This is a genomic window from Arthrobacter sp. P1_B11 (genome assembly GCF_056406715.1).
Genome location: NZ_JBFTZQ010000050.1, coordinates 1 through 15357 on the forward strand (window position 1 = coordinate 1; position 15357 = coordinate 15357).

Consider the following 15357-nt stretch of genomic DNA (forward strand, 5'->3'; position numbering starts at 1 on the left):
CGCTACGCCGCATCAGCACTGGGATACAGCATCGGCGCCGGCAGCACTGGGATACAGCATCGGCGCCGGCATCCTGGGCGGAGCATCCCCACTGATCTCCACCGCCCTGATCGGCGCCACCGGCTCCACCCTCGCCCCGGCCTTCTATCTCGGCGGCGTCTCCCTCATCGCCTTCCTGATCGTAGCCAAACTGCTCCGCGAAACAGTGAACATGCCCTTCGGCGAAAAAGCAGAAGACCTCGCAACAGCAAAAGTCCTCTAAACCACACCGACCGACATCGGTCCAGCGTCCACTTCCCAGATTTGGAAGACGACGCTGGACCGCTGCCGTCAGTAGCTGTTGGTTCCGCCCACAACCCGAGAATGGATTTCTCTACCATGCCTTCTGCTCTTCCCGTCGGCGAACCAACACGCTTTCCACTCGCCGCGCTGCTCGTCCTGGCGACCATCGCCTTCACGGCCGTCACCACCCAGCTTCTGCCCTCCGGCCTGCTGCCACAGATCAGCCAAGGCCTGAACGTGTCCGAGCCGGAGGCGGGCTACCTCGCCGCAGCCTACGCCGCCATCATCGTTATTCTCGTTATCCCCGCATCCCGACTGCTGGCCCGGGTTCCACGCAAGACCCTGCTCGTCTCACTCGTCCTCACGTTCGCGCTCAGCAACGTCCTCGTCGGAATCGCCCCGAACTTCGCCGCGGCTCTGGGCGCCCGACTCGTAGGCGGCCTCGCACACGGCCTGCTCTGGGTCACCGTCGCACCGTTCGTCTCAAGGGTGGCTTCAGCTGACAAAGTGGGCAAGGCGCTGGCCATCGTCTTCAGCGGCCACACGCTTGGCATGGCCGTTGGAGCGCCGCTCGCCACAGCACTCGGCGGACTCGTCGGCTGGCGACCAGCCTTCCTCGTTCTGGCCTGCTTCGGTCTGCTTCTGACGATCCTAGCTGTCTGGCTTCTGCCGCAAGTCCGTCGAATCCCCGGCGCCACCCGGCCCTCCCTACGCAAGGCCGCCGCGCAACCGGGTGTGAAATCCGTAGCTATTGCATGGCCGCTGCTGTTCTTGGGCCACTTCGCGCTTTTCACCTACCTTGCACCATTCGTACGCGACGCTGGCCTCCCCGAGAACACAATCAGCCTCTCCATCACCGTCCTCGGCATCTCCGGACTTGTCGGCATCTGGATGGCGGGCATCACTGTAGACAACTGGCCCCGCCGCTCGCTTCTCATCACTACGGCGGCCATCGCCGCCGCTATGCTCCTGCTCCCGCTAGGAAGCGGCACTATCCCCGGCGCCATGCTTCTCATGATTCTTTGGGGCGTTGGTTTCGGCGCAATCGGCATCTACAACCAGGCCGCTATCCTCCGCGCCGGCGGCGAATACAAGGAAGCAGCCAACACCCTCAACGTGCTTACCAACCAATTCGGCATCACCATCGGCGCCATGTACGGTTCCGCCGCGCTTGTCCTGAGCGGTCCACTACTGGTTCCCGTTGCTGCAGCACTGCCCGTAGTCGTGGCCCTCGTGATAATCATGACCGGCCGGAAGAACGCCTATCCTCCGGGTCGCAGAGAGTCCGGCCGGTCCGAACCGGAGCTTAAGGAAACAGTGTCCCAGCACTAAGGCATCTCTGAGACCGAGGAACTGTGAGGTCGGCTTCGGCCCTCCCGTGGAGTCTTAGCAAAGGTTTGAAACAGGCGAAAAGTGGAAACAAGGTATTAACAAATGAATGAGCTATCCGAGCTATGTGAAGCACTCGAAGGCAAGGCAGCGGTCTTGGCAGCCGAACGAAGGGATACGGCGATCTTCCTTCAGCTCTACAAGGAGCTGCCCGAAGCACCGGGCCTGATCAACAGTGTCGATCCGGCGCGCCACGCCTACTACGAGCTCGTCGGCCGACTCGATGAGGCAATCGATGCCGCCATCGCCAACTCCTACCTGGCCCAAGCCGTGCCGAGCCTACGCGTGCACCTGGTGCGTGTCCGGCGGCTGGCCGCAGACGATGCCGCCCGCCTTACCGCTGCAGCAGCCGAGCACGCGGCCATTGCAGAAGCGATCGCCGCCCGGAATCCACGTCTTGCCCAGGCTGCCACCACCATGCACCTTCACTGCAGTCCTTCCCGCCTCAAAGCCACCCACACCCTATTAGCAAGGAGCCCCCATGGTTAAGGAACACCACGTCCGCGTTTACAAGAGCGAGGAAAACCTGCCCCGCGAGGACCAGCTCGCCTACAAGATCGCGATGGTCGCGGCCGATCCGGTCGCCGTTTCCGATGAGGTCACCGACATGGTGATCAACCGCGTGATCGACAACGCCTCGGTGGCCATCGCCTCCCTGAACCGCGCGCCGATCGTTGCAGCGCGCGCCCAGGCCCTGACGCACGGACCCACCACCGGCGGCCAGGGATCCAAAGTCTTCGGCATCGACGAGCGTGTCTCCCCTGAGTGGGCCGCCTGGGCCAACGGCGTGGCTGTCCGCGAGCTCGACTACCACGACACCTTCCTGGCCGCTGACTACTCCCACCCCGGCGACAACATCCCGCCGATCCTGGCCGTCGCCCAGCACGTAGGCTCCAGCGGAGCCGATCTGGTCCGCGGCATCGCCACCGGCTACGAAATCCAGGTGAACCTGGTCAAGGCCATTTGCCTGCACAAGCACAAGATCGACCATGTGGCCCACCTCGGCCCGTCCGCCGCCGCCGGCATCGGCACCCTGCTGGGCCTCGAGGTGGAGACCATTTTCCAGTCCGTGGGCCAGGCCCTGCACACCACCACCGCCACCCGCCAGTCCCGCAAGGGCGAGATCTCCACCTGGAAGGCGCACGCCCCCGCCTTCGCCGGGAAGATGGCTGTCGAGGCAGTGGACCGCTCCATGCGCGGGCAGACCTCCCCGGTTCCCATCTACGAAGGCGAGGACGGCGTCATCGCCTGGATGCTCGACGGCCCCGACGCCTCCTACATGGTGCCGCTGCCCACGCCCGGCGAGGCCAAGCGCGCCATCCTCGACACCTACACCAAGGAACACTCCGCCGAGTACCAGGCTCAGGCCTGGATCGACCTCGCCCGCAAACTCCACCGCGAGCACCCCGAAGCCACCGATCCGGCGAACGTGAAGTCCGTCCTGATCAAGACGAGCCACCACACGCACTACGTGATCGGTTCCGGCGCCAACGATCCCCAGAAGTACAGCCCCACGGCTTCAAGGGAGACCCTGGACCACTCGATCCCGTACATCTTCACCGTCGCATTGCAGGACGGGGCCTGGCACCACGTGGACTCCTACGCACCGGAACGTGCAGCCCGGCCCGACACCGTGGAGCTGTGGCACAAGGTCACCACGGTGGAGGACCCGGAATGGACCCGCCGCTACCACTCCCCGGACATCAACGAGAAGGCCTTCGGCGGCTCCGTGGAAATCACACTGACCGACGGCACAGTGATCACCGATGAAATCGCCGTGGCCGATGCGCACCGGCTCGGTGCCCGGCCGTTCGCCCGGGAACAGTACATCACCAAGTTCCGGACCCTCGCCGCGGGGCTGGTCGCGGAAGAGGAGATCGAACGGTTCCTTGCCGCCGCGGCCCGGCTCCCGGAACTGGCCGCCGGCGAGCTGGACCAGCTGAACATCACCGCAGCCCCCGGAGTCATCGACCTTTCGGCCGCACCGAAGGGACTGTTCTAAATGCTTTACTCAAAAACCACCCCGGAACAAAAACGCCTCCGGCTCCGGGAGCTCCTGGCCTCCGGGACTATCCAGCAGTTCCCCGGCGCGTTCAACCCGCTCTCCGCACGGCTGATCGAGGAGAAAGGCTTCGCCGGCGTCTACATCTCCGGCGCCGTCCTGGCCAACGACCTCGGGCTGCCGGACATCGGCCTGACCACGCTGACCGAAGTGGCCACCCGAGCCGGGCAAATCGCCCGCATGACTGACCTGCCCTGCCTGGTGGACGCGGACACCGGATTCGGTGAGCCCATGAACGTTGCCCGCAGCGTCCAGGAACTGGAAAACGCCGGCCTCGCCGGCTGCCACATCGAGGACCAGTTCAACCCCAAGCGCTGCGGCCACCTGGACGGTAAGAACGTCGTGGACCTGGACACCGCCACCAAGCGGATCCGGGCTGCAGCGGATGCGCGGCGCGACCCGAACTTCCTCATCATGGCCCGGACGGACATCCGCGCCACGGACGGACTGGAAGCGGCACAGGAACGCGCCAAGGCACTGGTGGACGCCGGGGCGGACGCCATCTTCCCGGAGGCCCTGAAGGACCTGAGCGAGTTCCAGGCCATCCGGGACGCCGTGGACGTGCCGATCCTGGCCAACATGACCGAATTCGGCAAGAGCGATCTGTTCACGGTGGAGGAACTCCAGGGCGTCGGCGTCAACATGGTCATCTACCCGGTCACGCTGCTCCGCAGCGCCATGGGCGCGGCCGAACGGGTGCTTGACACGTTAGGGCTTGAGGGCACCCAAGAAGCACAGGTCGGGACCATGCTGACCCGGGCAAGGTTGTATGAGCTCGTGGACTACGAGGCCTACAACCAGTTCGATACCGGCGTTTTCAACTTCGCCGTACCGGGTAACCGATAAGGCCTCCTGCTCCCGCTAGACATCCAACACAGAACGAAGGGGTTCCATAATGGCTGAACCAGAAATCCGAAAGGGCTTGGCCGGGGTTGTGGTGGATTCCACCGCCGTCTCCAAAGTCAACCCGGACACCAACTCCCTGCTGTACCGGGGCTACCCAGTCCAGGAACTGGCAGCAAAGTGCAGCTTCGAGGAAGTCGCCTACCTGCTCTGGAACGGGGAACTGCCCGGCTCGGAAGAACTGAAGGCCTTCACCGAGAGGGAACGGGCAGGCCGCGCCCTGGCTCCCGTCGTGAAGCAGGTGGTCGACTCCCTGCCGCTCACGGCGCATCCCATGGATGTCTGCCGGACTGCAGCGTCGGTCTTGGGCGCCCGCCATGTTCTGGCAGAGGATTCATCCAGGGAGGCCAACATGGCCAAAGCGATCGACCTCTTCGCGGCCATGCCAGCCGTTGTTGCCTACGACCAGCGCCGGAGGCGAGGCCAGGATGTCGTCCCGCCCCGTGATGATCTCGGTTATTCGGCCAACTTCTTATGGATGACATTTGGTGAAGACGGTGCAGACGAAGTCGTGGAAGCATTCGACGTGTCGATGATCCTGTACGCAGAGCACTCCTTCAACGCCTCCACCTTCACCGCCCGGGTGGTCACATCCACGCTCTCGGATCTGCACTCGGCTGTCACCGCCGCCATCGGTGCCCTTAAAGGTCCGCTGCACGGTGGCGCCAACGAAGCCGTGATGCACACCTTCGAGGAGATCGGTATTCGCCCGGACGAGTCCCTTGAGGAGGCCTCCGTCCGCGCCAAAACATGGATGGAGGACGCCCTGGCGCAAAAGAAAAAGGTTATGGGCTTCGGCCACCGCGTCTACAAGCACGGCGATTCCCGCGTGCCCACGATGAAGGCCGCCTTGGACAAGATGATCGCCCACTACGGCCGTCCGGAGCTGCTAGGCCTCTACGACGGGCTCCAAAAAGCGATGGATGAGGCCAAAGGGATCAAACCCAACCTCGACTACCCCGCCGGGCCCACCTACCATCTCATGGGCTTCGCCACTGAGATGTTTACGCCGCTGTTCGTCGCCAGCCGCATCACCGGGTGGACTGCGCACATCATGGAACAGCTCGAGTCCAATTCCCTGATCCGGCCTCTGAGCGCCTATAACGGCAGGGAACAGCGGTCGATCTGACCGGTCCCTCGCCACCCCTGAACTGGGGGTGGGGCACCGGATGATCACCCGGATCATCAAATTATCGCAACGCTGCGGTGCCCCACCTCCACATCAACCGTTCACCCAGAAGCACCAACGGAATCGAGAGTGCGCGCTTGAACCTTCACCCGCAACCCGACTGGAGCCGCCTCCTGGGTCAACACGTAGAAATCCGCGAAGCCGGCCATTTTGTGCGGACGGGTACGGTGGATGCAGTGATGCCTGACCTTTCGATTCTCTGGCTCTCAGCTGAGGGCCATTGGCCCAGGGAGATGGTCGGGAAATCGGGCAATTGGGAAGTCTTCGCCCGGTACCAGTGGGACGTCACGACCACCGCGGCCAGGCTTTCTTAGCCGCCAACCGGGTGAGAGTGTTGGGCATCGGGTCGCCGGTCCGAAACAGGGCCGTTGTGCGCTAGCAGCGCGTGGATGAGCAGTGCCACGAAAACGGCCGAGCAGAGGACCGCCCCGATTCCGAGAGTTGCGGTGATCCCGTGGTCAGTCGGGTTTAGATCAGGTGCCATGTTCACCGCCAATACAGCGCTGGCCGCGGCGGTGCCGCAGGAACTTCCCATTGTCCGCAAGACCTGGTTGAAGCTGACCGAGCTGCCCAATTCTGTAGTGGCGACGCTGCGGGCAATCAACGCCGGCATCGCGGCATAGCTTGTCCCCATGCCAAGACCAAACACCAGCATGCAAGTCAGAACTTGCCAGAGCTCAGTGTGTGCCAGCCAGAGCAGCGTCCCGGATGCTGTCATGAGCCCGGCGCCGACGGGCAGAAGCGTCCTTAGACCGATTCTGGGCGTTAGTACGCGCACGAGGCGGCTTGCACCGAAGCTTCCCACCGACAACGGGACCATCACAAAACCGGCCCACAAAACGGGCAGTGCGATGCCGTACCCGGTTGCAGCGGGAGCCTGTGCCACCAGGCTGGAGATTGAGAGGCCTATGTAGATCGCAGCTCCCAACCCGACAGCAGTTGCGTTGGCCAACAGGACCTCGCCCTTCCGTAGCACTCGAAGATTCACCAGAGGGTGCTGTGTCCTCAGCCCAGTCCCCACCCAGAGCGTCAGGACGGTTGCAGCGACGGTGAACGTGCCAACGGTCCACAGCGAGTTCCACCCCCAGGCTGGGCCTTCACTTACCGCGAGGAGGACGGCGCCGAGGCCCACGCTGAGCAGGCATGCGCCCCCGTAGTCGAACGGTACTTTGTGGGCGAGCTCATCGGGGCCTGCCGGAACGACACGGAAAACGACAAGGATTGCCGTCATAACGAACAACGCGGCAAACCAGAATGCGATTTGAAAAGGGAACAGTCCCGCGATCACCCCCGTCAAGGGATAACCGATCCCCATGCCGGTCGAGAAAGTCACCGAGAGGCTCGAAATCGAATGTGGCACGCTTTCGGCTGCCGCGTACCGCCGGGCAAGGGCGATGGTCACCGGGACGATCCCGTAACTTAGGCCCTGAAGTGCCCGCCCGATGAGGAACACCGGGAAGTTTGGCGCCACGGCCGCGATGATGGATCCGACCAGGATGATCGACAGTGCAACCAGAAGGATCCGTTTCTTGTGGGGGCCGTCACTGAGCCTTCCCATGACCGGAGCCGCGATTGCTCCGACAAGAAGGTTGATCGTCAGCATCCATTGGGCCGTACTGATTGACACGTCCATCTCGTGGGAGATGGTGGGCACCAGCARCATACCCAGCGAGCTCACGATCGCAGTGGACAGTGCTGCGTAGACCAAGGCCGGGACCAATCGCCGGCCCGGCGGCTGCCTACCCAATCGAGGATTCCCAACCAAGATTCCCGCGGAGGGGAATGGCCCAGACGGCCTTCCCCACGTTACCTCTAAGGCTGTCTGGGGTCATCGGAACCACGCATTTATAGCTGGCCGGCAGCATTTTCTGGAGCCCGTATCGGCTCTGGCTGCCGCTCACCGTTCGCTCTGAGGTTCCGTCAAGGAGAGCCGGGGCAACCGCTGGGCGCCGGCGGTTGGATTCTTCGGGTCGATCAGCTCGGCCAGATGACTCGAGGCTTTGTCGGATTGTTCCTCAAGAAGTTGCCTCACCTGCATGTGGCAGCTGAATCCGTCTGTCAGGACGGGTGTTCCCTCGGCCATGCTCGTCAGTGCCGGGGCGAGTGATTGTTTGGCGACGGCCATGCTGACGTCGTAGTGCTGGTGTTCGAAGCCGAAGTTTCCAGCTACGCCACAACATCCCGTGGCTTGATTGACGGTGGTAACGCCTAGGGCGGCCAGCGCATTGGCCTGTGTACCGGGTCCGAAGACGGCGTATTCGTGGCAGTGCGTTTGAACTGTCACAGCGGACGGCACGGATTGAGGTGCCCACCCCGTCTTAGTTTGTTCTATGACCGCCGTGGCGAAGCTTTGGATCCGTTGTGCGACGCGATGTGCGGCTTCCGTGGGAACCAGTTCGGGCAGGTCTTTCCGGAGTGCGGCCGCGCAGCTGGGTTCGACGACGACGATAGGTCTGTCCGTTCCGTCATCCAGTGCTTCGGCGGTCCGGGCGAGTAGTTTCCGTGCAGTGTCCAGCTGCCCTGTGGAAATCCAGGTAAGGCCGCAGCACAGGTCTGCGTTGCATTCCACGGTGCGCTGGGCATCTTCTAGGACACGCTTAGCCGCACCGGCGACCCCTGGCCGGAAACCGCGGGTAAAGCTGTCGATGAACAGCACGGTGTCTGCTCCTGCCGGGGTATCGGTGCCGATCTCCGCCAGCAGCTGTTTGCGGGATGCAAAGTTTGGCATCCGGCGGTGGGTTGTGATGCCGGCTATCCGTGCGATCAGGGGCCGCAGCGGGGATGCCAGTGCCGCGTTGACCAGCGGTGCGATGCGACTGGTTATTTTGAGCCATGTGGGAAGCCAGCCCAGAGTGTAGTGCGCGATCGGCCGCAGGCGGCCAGCGTAGTAGTGGTCGAAAAACTCTGATTTGTAGGTGGCCATGTCCACTCCGGCCGGGCAATCAGTCGAGCAGGCCTTGCAGGAAAGGCAGAGGTCGAGGGATTCCCGGACGTCTTCTGATTTCCAACCTTTCTGCGCGGTGACTGACCCACTGACCATTTCCTGAAGGACACGTGCACGGGCGCGCGTGGAGTCCTTTTCATCCCGGGKTGCCCGGTAGCTCGGACACATCACTCCCCCGCCCGAGGTCGTCCGGCAGCGGCCCACCCCGATACAGGTCTGGACCGCAGCGGTGAATCCTTCCTGGTCCCTGCGCGATGGTTCGAGTGCGAATGATGTCCGGAAGCCCTGGGCCGGGGTAACTGCCAGGGCAAGGTTTGCCATCACGGGCGCCGGGTCGGTGATTATTCCCGGATTCAGGACGCCTTCAGGGTCCCAGATGGCCTTGTACCGTCCGAACGCTGCCATCGCTGCCGGACTGTACATCACAGGCAGGAGACCGGATCGTGCCCGCCCGTCTCCATGTTCGCCCGAAAGCGATCCACCGTGACGGGTAACCAGGGCGGCTGCTTCGCGAAGGAACCTGTCCATCACAGCTCGTCCAGAGTCGCTGCGGGGGTCAAACGTAATGCGTACGTGGGTGCAGCCGGCACCGAAATGGCCATACATGACGCCCTGCAACCGGTGTTTATCCAAGAGTCGCTTGAAGTCAGCAAGGTAGGCTGCGAGGTTTTCCGGAGCGACGGCCGCGTCCTCCCACCCGGCCCAAGACTGCTGGCCGCCGGCAAGCCGGGAGGACAGACCCGCTCCGTCTTCCCGGATCCGCCACAGTTTTGCCCTGTCCACCGGATCGGAGACCAGAACGCCGTCGACCATGTTTCCGCGCAATCGCAGGACACCGAGGAGCTCAGCGGCCTTTGCGTGCACCTCGTCAGGGCTGTTGCCGTCCAGATCAACATACAGGTAGGCACTGCCGGCCGGCAGTGCACTGACACCCTGTTCGCCCCGGCGTTCGCGGAAAGTCTGGACGATGACCTCGTCCATGCCCTCCACTGCGGTCGGATTGAACTTGAGAATGTCAAGGACGTCCGTTGCAGCATCGACGACGTCGCGATAACCGATGCAGACCAGGAGTGCGGCAGCAGGAACCTCCACCAGCTTGACTGTCGCTGAAACGATAACAGCGCAGGTACCCTCGCTGCCCGCGAGGGCTTTGGCCGCATTGAAGCCCTTTTCGGGAAGCAGATTGCCCAGCTGGTAGCCCGAGACCTGACGCGCGATGCGCCCGAACTCCGTGCGGAACATGCCCAAGTTCGCATCCGCAAGTTGCTTGAGCTCGTCGGTGATGCGCGCAGCCTCGGAAACTGCGGCCGCGTCGTCAGGGTCGACGGCCGCAACACCGCCAGCCCCGGCAGTAACCAGGTGCCCTAAAGCCGTCACCAACTCCAGCGAGACCACATGGTCAACGGTCCGCCCGTACCTGACGGAATGATTTCCGCAGGCGTCGTTTCCAATCGCTCCGGCGACGGTGACCCTGCCCATGCTTGAAGGATCAGGGGCAAAGGTCAGGGAACCGCCGGTCGCGGCCAACACTTGCTTCTGCAGGCTTGTCAGGATGATTCCTGGTTCAACCGTGGCAGTCCGCGCTGCTTCATTCAGGCCCAGCAGCCGGTTCATATGGCGTGAGAAGTCGAGCACCACTCCACTGCCGATTGCGTTGCCGGCCATGCTCGTTCCCCCGCCACGGCTGGTGATCGGAACATTGTGTTTGCGGCAAACTTCAATCACTGTTGAAACATCCCGGCTGTTTCGTGGAAACGCGACAGCCATGGGACGCACCCTGTAATTGGAAGCATCGTAGGAGTATTCAGACAACCTGCGGCTGCTACAGTCCACCTCGACGCCCTCGTTGTCCAGGTCGCGAACGAGAGCGTCGAGTACGACGTGCTTCATAATGATTCCACTTTCGGTACAAGTCGGATGATGCCCGGTGCGGCGTTAGACGGCTTCGAGGATGCTGACGTAGTTGGCGATGCCGACGCCGCCCATGTTCTGGACTGCGGCGCGGCGGGGGTTGGCGAGCTGCATGTCGGCTGCGGTGCCGGTGAGCTGCATGGCGGCCAGGACGTGCTGCGATACGCCCGTTGCGCCCACGGGGTGGCCTTTGGATTTGAGGCCGCCGGAGAGGTTGATGGGGAGTTTCCCGTCCTTGTACACCCAGCCTTCGGCCAGGGCGAGTGCGCCCTGGCCAGGTTCGGTCAGGCCCATGGCTTCGTACATCAGCAGCTCGGCGATGGTGAAGCAGTCGTGGACTTCTGCGAAGTCCAGGTCGTCGAGTCCGACGCCGGCCATCGCCAGAGCGCGCTGCCAGGACACGCGGGTGGCTTCGAACGCCGTGGGATCCCGGCGGGCGGCGGGGAAGAAATCATTCGCCTGCCCGAACCCGGCGAGCCTCACGGAGGCAGTGACCCCATTGGTGGGTGAGGTTGACAGCACGACGGCGGCAGCCCCATCGGAGACCGGGGAGCAGTCGGTGCGGCGCAGAGGGTCGGCCACCATCGGGTTCTTGTCCGAGACCGTTCGGCAGAACTCCTCGCCGAGGTCCTTGCGGAGCTGGGCGTAGGGGTTGTCGACGCCGTTGCGGTGGTTCTTCGCGGCAATGGTCCCCAGGACGTCGCCCAGATTTCCGTCGGCGTCGTAGCGCTTTGCGTAGTGCTTGGCCACCTCGGCGAAGAGCCCGGTGAAGCCGGTGGTGGAGGCCTTGCCGGCCATGTCGTAGTCGGCGCCCAGGAGCCCGGCGCCCACCACATCGGCTCCGGCGTGGGTCATCTTCTCCGCGCCGATGACCAGGACTGTTTTCGCGGTGCCGGCGAGCAGGGACTTGGTGCCCTGCTGGAACGCTGCAGATCCCGAGGCGCAGGCGTTCTCCACCCGGGTGGCGGGCACGTTCGCCAGGTCCGGGGAGACCTGCAGGGCCAGCGAGGACGGGAACGCCAGGGGCATCATGCCGGAGTTGAACTGGCCCACATAGATCTCATCGATCTGCCCGGGCTCCACCCCTGCGGTGGTGATGGCGTCGGTGGCCACCCGGACGATCAGGGACTCCAGCGTCTCGTCGGTGAGCTTGCCGAACCGGCTGTGCCCCCACCCGGTGACCAGGACATCCTTGCCGAACTGTTGCTTCAGGCTCATGCGTTGGCTCCTTCGCGCTCGAGGGCGATGTCGAATTCTGCGTCGGTCTTTTCGTGGATCTCGCCCAGCGTCACGCCCGGCGCCAGGCGGGTGAGGGTGAGTCGCCGCCCGCCGTCGTCCTTCTTGACAAGGTCGAAGACGGCCAGGTCGCTGATGATCCGGTCCACGCAGCTCAGCCCGGTGAGCGGAAGCATGCATTCGCGCACAATTTTCGCTGTGCCGTCCTTGGCGTTGTGTTCCGTGAGGACCACCACCCGCGGTGTCCCGGCCACCAGGTCCATGGCGCCGCCCATGCCTTTGACCATTTTTCCGGGGATGGTCCAGTTGGCCAGGTCCCCGCTGCCCGAGACCTGCATGGCGCCCAGGATGGCGACCTTGACGTGGCCGCCGCGGATCATGCCGAAGGACGTGGCGGAGTCGAAGATGCTGCCGCCGGGAAGGACGGTGACGGTCTGCTTGCCGGCGTTGATGAGGTCTGCGTCCTCCGCGCCCTCGTACGGGAACGGTCCCATGCCCAGCAGCCCGTTTTCGCTCTGCAGGACCACGCGCACGCCGTCGGGCAGGTTGTTGGCCACCAGCGTGGGAATGCCGATGCCCAGGTTCACGTAGTCGCCATCGTTCAGTTCCTCGGCCGCAATGGCGGCCATTTCATCCCTGGTCCAGGCCATGGGTACTCCTTAAGTGTGTTGGGCGCTTAGATGGACAGTGCTTCGGTTTGCATGGCAACGGGGCGCTGGCGGACGGTGCGCTGCTCGATGTCCTTGGTCCGTGCCGTGGCCTGCACCAGGCGCTGGACAAACACGCCCGGCGTCACCACGTGGTTCGGGTCCAGTCCGCCGGGCTCCACAATCACCTCGGTCTCCGCGATGGTCAGCCTGCCTACCGTGGCGACCACCGGGTTGAAGTTCCGGGCGCTGTAGCGGTAGATCAGGTTTCCGTCCGTGTCCGCGGTGTGCGCGTGGACCAGTGCGACGTCGGCCGTGATGGCGCGCTCCTGGACGTACGTCTCGCCGTCGAACACCTCGTGCGGCTTGCCCTCGGCAACCAAGGTGCCCACCCCGGTCTTGGTGTAGAAGGCGGGGATACCGGCGCCGCCGGCGCGGAGCCGCTCAGCCAGGGTTCCCTGCGGCGTGAATTCCACCTCAAGCCGGCCGGCAAGGTACTGCTCAGCGAACAGCTTATTCTCGCCCACGTACGACGCGATGACCTTCCGGACCTGGCCGGCTTCTATCAGGATGCCCAGGCCCTTGCCGTCCACCCCCATATTGTTGGACACCACGGTCAGATCCCTCACACCGGAATCACGGACGGCTTCAATAAGATCCGCCGGAATGCCGCTGATGCCGAAGCCGCCGACGGCGAGCGTCATGCCGCCTTGGAGGGCCCCTTCCAGGGCGGCGGCGGGGCTAGGTTTCACTTTGGACATCGCATCTCCTCATTGAGCGGTTCGTGTCAGTCCGTTTTAGACATCGATTTTTGACTGTGTGGAACACATGCGGCTGCGACGGACAGTCTGGCGTTCCAAGAAAGTTCAGGGCTGAGTCTGCGTCTGCTGACGAGCCCTGCTTGGCGTTTGCTGTTTGAGGATGCCGCCAAGCGCAGCCGCCGTCTCCGGGCAGCCCCTCGTTGGCGTCACAACCAGAGACGGGTAAGAGGCTGTCCCTCTCGCTGGTCGGTGTGCTAAAAGCCCACGTTGTCGACTTGCGCGAGGTGCTTGACCTGCGGCGCTTCAGCGAAGTGGGGGCCGGCCAGCTCGCGCCACTTTGCAAAGGCCTCGGAGTTGCGGAAGCCCACGGTGTGGTCTTCCACCGTGGCCCAGCCAACGCTAAGGACGTACTCCGAAGGGGTTTCGATGCTCCGGCTCAGGCGAAAGCTCAGCGCACCGGGAGCGCTCTGGAAAAGCGGTACGGCCTGGGCAACCGCGTCCTCAAACGAGGATGCCGAACCGGGCTTGATGGTCAGCGTCGCTGTCTCATAAATCACGTGGCTGCCCCAGCTTCCTGTACTGCCGGGGTTGGTGAGATTTTGAGGTCTTCGATTGCGAGGTCGGCGAACATTTCTTTGTGTTCGGTGTCGTACCAGGGCCAGATGATGGGAGTGCCGCGGCGGTCCAGGTACCAGTTATCGCATCCGTGAGCCCATACGGTCTCGTCGGCCTCTGCGGCGAGCCGCTGGCGGAAAGCGTCTGTCGCTTCCTCGGTTGGTGCCACGGCAACCCTTTCAGACCGGATCCTCTCGAGGAGCCGGCGGATATACCCCACCTGGTCATCCAAAGACAGCGGCACTGCGACGTTATTGATAGGGCTGAAAGGGCCTTCGAGCATGAAGAAGTTGGGGAACGAGGGAAGCGCTACCCCGCGGTACGAGAAAGGTCCGTCGGCCCAAAGCGCATCGATATGCACCCCGCCCGCGCCCACGACGTTCATCGGGCGCATGTAAGCGTGGGCGTCATAGCCCGTGGCGTACACGATGATGTCCAGTTCGTGCAGTTCGCCATCAGGAGTCACAACACCCCGCGGTTCCACACGTTGAACGCCTTGACGTACCACCCGCACATTCGGTTCCTGCACCGCACGGTAGTACCACGGTGATTTCGGGATCCGCTTGCAGCCTGCAGGAAAGCTTGGCGTCAGCGCCTCCCGCAGCTCGGGATCTTCAATAACCTCCAGGGCCTCACGCAGTGCTTTCGCTGCGGCTTCCTTCTTGGTCCCGGCGTTAGCAAGCTTCCACCGCGGATCACGCAAGCGCGGGTCCTGATTGATGCCCTTTTCCAACTCGGCCAGCGCAGCCGGGCCAACCGACGGATCCGTGCGGACCTGCTCAAGAAGGGAATCAGAAGCGGCAGGATTGTCAATCGTCTCCACCCACTGCGGAGTCCGTACGAACTGCGTGACCTCTGCGTCCATATAGGCCAGGGCCGAGACCAACTGGATGCCGCTGGAACCGCTGCCGACAATACCAATGCGCTTGCCCTTGACCTCAATATCCGATGTCCATTGCGAAGAGTGGAACGACTCGCCTGCGAAGCTGTCCATACCGGGCACGTTCGCGAAGATAGGCCGGTGAAGGAAACCGGTCGCCGCGATCACAACATCAGCCCGAACAACCTCACCTTTACCGGTCGTCAGCTCCCAGGCCGCGCCATCCCAACATGTGCTCGTGATTTCCGTGCCAAATTCAATATGCTCCCGCAGGCCGATTTCGGATGTGACGTCCAAAAGGTAACGCTGGATCTCCGGCCCGGGCGCGTAGGGGCGCGACCAGTCATACTTCGGGGCGAAAGTGTACTGATACTGGGAAACCGGAACGTCCACATACAGGCCCGGATAATTGTTATCCCGCCAGGTCCCCCCAATCTCCTGAGCCTTCTCATAAATCCTGAAGGCAATACCCATATCCTTCAGATGCTTGCCGATGTGGATACCGGACATCCCGGCACCGATCACCACTACATAAGGG

General features: G+C 63.3%; 11 protein-coding genes and 2 pseudogenes. 6 read left to right on the forward strand and 7 right to left on the reverse strand.

Annotation, left to right across the window (positions count from 1 at the left end):
- The 6 genes and pseudogenes from AC1D14_RS22245 to AC1D14_RS22270 all read left to right on the forward strand — a co-directional run.
- Positions 1-262: pseudogene (locus AC1D14_RS22245) on the forward strand (hypothetical protein); the annotation flags it as partial.
- Positions 263-378: 116 nt separating this feature from the next.
- Positions 379-1614 carry an MFS transporter gene (locus AC1D14_RS22250; RefSeq protein ID WP_476969207.1) on the forward strand — a complete coding sequence of 412 codons (1236 nt, stop codon included), beginning with the start codon at positions 379-381 and terminating at the stop codon, positions 1612-1614.
- A 102-nt stretch (positions 1615-1716) separates the two neighbouring features.
- Positions 1717-2160, forward strand: a pseudogene (locus AC1D14_RS22255) (FCD domain-containing protein); the annotation flags it as partial.
- A complete protein-coding gene (locus AC1D14_RS22260) occupies positions 2153-3673 on the forward strand; it encodes an MmgE/PrpD family protein (RefSeq protein ID WP_476969208.1) in 1521 nt (506 codons plus the stop codon). The pseudogene AC1D14_RS22255 and the gene AC1D14_RS22260, both read left to right, overlap by 8 nt.
- A complete protein-coding gene (gene prpB, locus AC1D14_RS22265) occupies positions 3674-4579 on the forward strand; it encodes a methylisocitrate lyase (RefSeq protein ID WP_476969209.1) in 906 nt (301 codons plus the stop codon).
- A gap of 49 nt (positions 4580-4628) precedes the next feature.
- Positions 4629-5765, forward strand: a complete 1137-nt coding sequence (locus AC1D14_RS22270) for a bifunctional 2-methylcitrate synthase/citrate synthase (RefSeq protein ID WP_476969210.1) — start codon at positions 4629-4631, stop codon at positions 5763-5765.
- Between the two features lie 370 nt (positions 5766-6135).
- On the opposite strand, the gene AC1D14_RS22275 is transcribed toward AC1D14_RS22270, so the two are convergent.
- The 7 genes from AC1D14_RS22275 to AC1D14_RS22305 all read right to left on the reverse strand — a co-directional run.
- Positions 6136-7590 (reverse strand): MFS transporter, encoded by a 1455-nt coding sequence (locus AC1D14_RS22275; protein ID WP_476969211.1) that lies wholly within the window; start codon positions 7588-7590, stop codon positions 6136-6138.
- A gap of 132 nt (positions 7591-7722) precedes the next feature.
- Entirely contained in the window at positions 7723-10659 is a 2937-nt protein-coding gene (locus AC1D14_RS22280; protein WP_476969212.1) for an FAD-binding and (Fe-S)-binding domain-containing protein, read from the reverse strand.
- Positions 10660-10704: 45 nt separating this feature from the next.
- Positions 10705-11898, reverse strand: a complete 1194-nt coding sequence (locus tag AC1D14_RS22285; RefSeq protein ID WP_476969213.1) for an acetyl-CoA acetyltransferase — start codon at positions 11896-11898, stop codon at positions 10705-10707.
- Complete coding sequence (locus tag AC1D14_RS22290; RefSeq protein WP_476969214.1) at positions 11895-12566, reverse strand: 3-oxoacid CoA-transferase subunit B; 672 nt, start codon at positions 12564-12566, stop codon at positions 11895-11897. Before AC1D14_RS22290 ends, AC1D14_RS22285 begins: the two co-directional genes overlap by 4 nt.
- A gap of 26 nt (positions 12567-12592) precedes the next feature.
- Entirely contained in the window at positions 12593-13324 is a 732-nt protein-coding gene (locus AC1D14_RS22295; protein WP_476969215.1) for a CoA transferase subunit A, read from the reverse strand.
- 254 nt (positions 13325-13578) lie between these two features.
- Complete coding sequence (locus AC1D14_RS22300; RefSeq protein ID WP_476969216.1) at positions 13579-13881, reverse strand: antibiotic biosynthesis monooxygenase family protein; 303 nt, start codon at positions 13879-13881, stop codon at positions 13579-13581.
- On the reverse strand, positions 13878-15357 hold a 1480-nt coding region (locus AC1D14_RS22305; RefSeq protein WP_476969217.1), incomplete at its 5' end, for a flavin-containing monooxygenase. The genes AC1D14_RS22305 and AC1D14_RS22300, both read right to left, overlap by 4 nt.